The organism is Mesotoga infera, assembly GCA_011045915.1.
In the GTDB taxonomy this organism is placed as follows: domain Bacteria; phylum Thermotogota; class Thermotogae; order Petrotogales; family Kosmotogaceae; genus Mesotoga; species Mesotoga infera_D.
On sequence record DSBT01000017.1, the window covers coordinates 1 to 4,886 of the forward strand.

Below are 4,886 nucleotides of genomic sequence, written 5' to 3' on the forward strand. Positions count from 1 at the left end.
CCGTTTACTAACACTGTACAGATCACTGTGACGGTTAGCCATCGATGAAATTGGGAAAGGTGAAGGATTTTGAAGACACTTGTAGTTGGCTGCGATCACTCCTGCAAAGACAAGAGAGTGATGAGAACCGTCGAGATCTTCTCCAAGTTGGGCAAGGTCTATTATCAGTTCTCTGGTAGCAATGATTTATCCATTGCTCAGCCCAAAGGAGACATTCAGTGTTTTCCGCTTAGCAGAGATGAAATGCCCGGAAGACACAAACTTATCAAGCGGGTCCGACATGACCAGGAAATACTGAGGCTGGTACAAGATCTTGATTACGATCTGGCATATTTTCACTCATTTCCAGCTTCTCAGCCAGTAAAAATCTTTCGTGAAGTAAAAAAGAGAGGAAGAAAGCTTCTGTACGATCTTCATGAGATTATGCCGGAGCAATTTCTCCCGGAGAGACTCTCTTTTCTCAATCCAGTTCTTTGGAAAGTGCTCAAAACCCAACTCTCTTTAGTCGATGGCGTGATCGGCTTATCAGAAGAGGCTCTGAGAATGATGTTTGAGAAGACCATGATTGACAAACCTAAGTTATGCCTGCCGAACTATGCTGCAACTGGAGTCTCGCTAGAAACCAATGTCAAGAACGCAGAAATCGCAGTTGTTGGAGGCACACATAGAAAGATCTCGATAGACGGCAGTTTACTGAAAGAGATCAAAAGGAATTTCAAACTGATCTCAATCGGTACAACCTGCAGCATTGCCGATGAGCAGCTTCCCTTTCTGGAATACGATCTCATGATGGACAGACTATCTAAGGCTAGATTCACTCTGCTGGCCTTTCAAACTAGATCGGATCCACAGTATCCAAACGATATCTATTCACTGCCAAACAAGTTCTATGACTCTCTGGCAGCAGGAACTCCCGTCATCATTGGCAAAAGATTCGTATCAATGAAAAAGATCGTTGAAGAAACCCAAACCGGCGTTGTTCTTAATCTTCTTGAAGAACCGAAAGAGCCATCCTTGATTCTGAATGCTCTAGACTCTTATGACTGCTATTTGGACAATCTCAGAGCAAATTATGATAAGTTTGTGTGGGATAATTCGAAAGAGGAGGATTTTGTAGATTTCATCACTTCTATTCTTAATATTTGAGAATGAGAAAGTCTGAAATGACTCGTCAGCAAACATTACAGATCGTGAAGAGGTGTGAGTTGCTCACTAGGCTAATGAGATACATGTCAATAAGGATACTGGGAAATCCCGATATCAGGAGTCCAAGAGAAGATGATGTGGAACTTTACAAACCTTGCGATGTAATCGTTGACTGGCCTCAAGACAAGGAAAAACCATTTGTCGGACTAACGCGTGATATAAACGAAAATCCGCACTGGACGAAATTCAGGAGGTTTTTGAAGAACAACGGCTTCGATTTCGAGATATTTGAATACCATCGCTCAGACTGGCTGGAAGCGGCAGAGAAATTCGACCTAATAGTATGGTCACCCAACAGTGGTCCGGCGGAGCTGGACGAGATAAAGAGAAAGATCTACATTCTTGAGAAAAAACTTGGTAAGAAATGCTTCCCAGATTATGAGACGGTTCTCCTGTGTGATGACAAAGTCTTCTTAACTTACTTATTGAAGATAAAGGGTCTACCGGTGGCCGATACGTTTATTTCAAACGATTTCGATGAAATTGAGTCCATTAAAGATCGCCTCCCTTATCCGCTAGTATCGAAGCGTTTTCACGGAGCAAGTTCAAGAGAAGTAACCTTGATTAGAAACCCACGTGAGCTAGCGGCCTACTCTAGAAGGGTTTTCTCATTTTGTGGCATGAAGGCAAGCAATGCATACTTTCGTCAAAAAAACTATCTCTACCTACAGAAATTCGTAGATGGAGATGGTCTTGACATAAGGGTAAATGTTGCTGGAGATGTAATCACAGGCTACTTCCGGAAACCCAAGAAAAACGACTTCAGAGCCTCGGGGAGCGGAGTCGTAATAAAGGAAGACCTTCCTCTGGAAGCAATAGAGATTGCTTTGAAGACTTATGACCTCATCGGAAAAGCAATGTTAGGAGTCGACATGATGAGGGATAAAGAAGGGAAATACTGGATCATTGAGATCTCTCCGTTTATTGGAGTCATTACCCCCATTCAGATGAAAGTGGACGAAATCCCCGGCTCTTATTTCCTTCTTGAGGATGGAACACTCCAATTCACAGAGGAGACCTACTGGCCGCAGGAATTGGCTATAAAAAACTTCTTCGAGCGAAACTACCTCTTTCCTGAAGCTGAATGGAAAAGCAATCTAGTTCGTTCAGTAGTTTCCGAAAAGAAGCTCAAGAAGGGTTGTTCTGTCTGAAAGTTATATAGGCACCGTGAATCAGCCGTGTCAGTTATCTAGTCTACGGATCAATGGTGAGTGTATGAGTAGAGAGAAGCCAAGCGTACTGATCTTTTCAGAAATGTTCCCAAAGCCAAAGAGTTCATCAAGCGGCGTCTTCATAGTCGAGAGACTTAAGGCTCTGGAAAACTTGGGCGTGCCTTTTGACTTCGCCCCAGTCTCCACATTCGACAGCTTGCCGATTAGGGTTTTGAAGAAGCTAAAGGGTTACTCTCCGTCTGTACAGATAGAGTCAGTTCAGGTGAATCAAAAGCATTATCCCGTATTGAATGTCTCTCTTGGCTTAAGAGATCGCATTGGGATAATTAGACAGGAGCCTAGTTCTTGGCTGAAATACGCTCAGGGTATGGCAACTGCTATCGAGATGAACAACAATATCGAAGAACACAGTCTGCTTCACGCTCATAGAGTGTTTCCGGAAGGATATGCCGCCATGCGACTCTCTCAGAAGTATTCGATTCCCTACATAGTAACGGCGCACGGGGGGGAGATTCATTCTTTGTCGTATGACTTCCATACTCTGGTAAGAGAGATTCTTCGCAATGCTTCACGCGCAATCTTCGTAAGTAAGGCTTTGATGAAAGATGCATGTGAGAAACTGGATTACGACAAGTCCAATGGGATTGTCATTCCAAATGGGGTAGATACCAACGTATTCAAACCTATGGATAAAGAAGAGGCAAGAAAGAAGTTAAGCCTGCCGCTCGATAAGAAGATCGTGGGTTTTGTTGGAAATCTAATTGAAGTGAAAGGAGCAGACAGACTTCCAGCAATCGCACGTGAGCTATTGAAGCTCAGATCGGACATATTTTTCTTCATTGTAGGAGACGGTCCTTTATTGAAAATGCTACGAGAGAAAATGCCCAGGGACATTTCGCTCTTCTCCGGAAGATTAGAATATGGTCTAATGCCAATGGCTATGAATTCAATCGATGTCCTTGTTGTGCCTAGCAGGCGGGAAGGTTTTGGAACGGTTATTCTGGAAGCAAGAGCGTGCGGAGCTAGAATAGTGGGAACGAATGTGGGCGGAATCCCGGAAGCCGTTGGAGACGAGCGACTTCCTTCAAGTGACAGTGAAAATCTCTCAGAGGAGCTAGCTCAAAGAATTTCATGGATTATTTCGGATGAGTTCGAGTTAGAAACTGTGAGTCATTGTGTGTCCTCAAATGATTGGCACGAAATAGCTAGAAGAGAGCGAGACATCTATGAAGAAATCATAAGTGAGACATCTAAGTCTTACCGGTAGCCTCAGTACGAATCTTTGCATTTGAGAAATTGCTCTGTAGAGCGTATGGACATCTAATTCCTCATTGGCAACTATGGGAGGAGAATTCTGAGATGAACAACAGATTGTCTACTTCAGCAACTGCTCAAGAAAGTGTGGCAGTTACAGTGGTGGTACCTGCATACAATGCTGAGAGATTTATTGAAAGGACGCTTAAGACCATCATAGCCCAGCAAGGCGTCAACTTCGAACTGATAGTTGTCAACGATGGATCAACAGATAGCACAGAAGATGTTGCCAGTTCAGTCCTGAATTCGGCTCAAAACTCAGCCACTTTTTCAAGGATCATAAGAATAGAGAACTCCGGTGTTAGTTCGGCAAGAAACATGGGTCTGATTTCCGCTAGAGGAGAATACGTAATATTCTTTGACTCAGATGATCTAATGTCAGAAGATTGCCTAAGTAGCGTACATAAAAAGGCCCGCGAGATGAAGGCTGATATTTTGGCATTTGGATTTGACATTGTTGACTGGAATGGTCAAATAATAAGCCGATTCGAAGACAGATACCAGTATTTGTCTAAACCTACTGATGGAAGAACAGTCCTTCTTCTTATGATGAAAAACAAAACATGGTTGTGGACGGGAAGCGTCTTGTACAACACATTGTTTTTACGAAATCACATGCTGAAGTACCAATTGGGAGCTACAAACGGAGAAGATGTGGAGTTCACTATGAAAGCGCTTTTTGTTGCAGAACAAGTGGCGTTTGAAGAACAATCTCTTGCACGGTCGGTGATTAGAAATCATTCGGCGTCAAGAACAAGCGATTACAGACACTTCCACACAGTAGGGTCTCTCAGAAGGCTGAGGAAGTTTCTGGAAGCACAAGGTGCGCAGGAAGAGATTATGGAGATGATGGATAATAACCTGATTCCGAGAGCATATGTTGGGGCAATCGCTAATCTTGCTCTTGGTGGATTCCCAAGTAAGAAACTTATGAATCTCATGAATGTCCAGATTATTAGAGAGCAGATTCGGAGATATGAAGGGCAGTCAATGAAAGATAAGCTCGTAAAAGTGCTCTTGATACACTTTCCAAACTTCTACTTCAGCTATTTGAGGTATAAAGGGAAGAATCTTTGAGAGCTTAGCTTATTCGCGCCCACTCGGGATGAATATTCGTGAAATCTTTGCTGTCTCAGAAATCGCAGCTACTGGCAACTGAGATAGCTTAACAAAATCCCTCGACTCTTTTGTCGA

General features: G+C 43.2%; 4 protein-coding genes. All 4 read left to right on the forward strand.

Annotated features, from left to right (window positions below; genetic code table 11):
• The first annotated feature begins 69 nt into the window (after nt 1-69).
• The 4 genes from ENN47_00495 (at nt 70) to ENN47_00510 (ending at nt 4,769) form a co-directional block, all read left to right on the forward strand.
• Complete coding sequence (locus tag ENN47_00495) at nt 70-1,146, forward strand: hypothetical protein (GenBank protein HDP76670.1); 1,077 nt, start codon at nt 70-72, stop codon at nt 1,144-1,146.
• Nucleotides 1,147-1,205: 59 nt separating this feature from the next.
• On the forward strand, nt 1,206-2,357 hold the full coding sequence (locus ENN47_00500) for an ATP-dependent carboxylate-amine ligase (protein ID HDP76671.1): 1,152 nt from the start codon (nt 1,206-1,208) through the stop codon (nt 2,355-2,357).
• 64 nt (nt 2,358-2,421) lie between these two features.
• Nucleotides 2,422-3,645, forward strand: a complete 1,224-nt coding sequence (locus ENN47_00505) for a glycosyltransferase family 4 protein (protein ID HDP76672.1) — start codon at nt 2,422-2,424, stop codon at nt 3,643-3,645.
• Between the two features lie 92 nt (nt 3,646-3,737).
• Nucleotides 3,738-4,769, forward strand: a complete 1,032-nt coding sequence (locus ENN47_00510; GenBank protein HDP76673.1) for a glycosyltransferase family 2 protein — start codon at nt 3,738-3,740, stop codon at nt 4,767-4,769.
• Nucleotides 4,770-4,886 lie beyond the last annotated feature (117 nt).

Bases quoted from the DNA above. Each gene is read 5' to 3' on its own strand.
- ENN47_00505 (HDP76672.1), top strand. From the start codon at position 2,422: ATGAGTAGAGAGAAGCCAAGCGTACTGATCTTTTCAGAAATGTTCCCA.
- ENN47_00510 (HDP76673.1), top strand. From the start codon at position 3,738: ATGAACAACAGATTGTCTACTTCAGCAACTGCTCAAGAAAGTGTGGCA.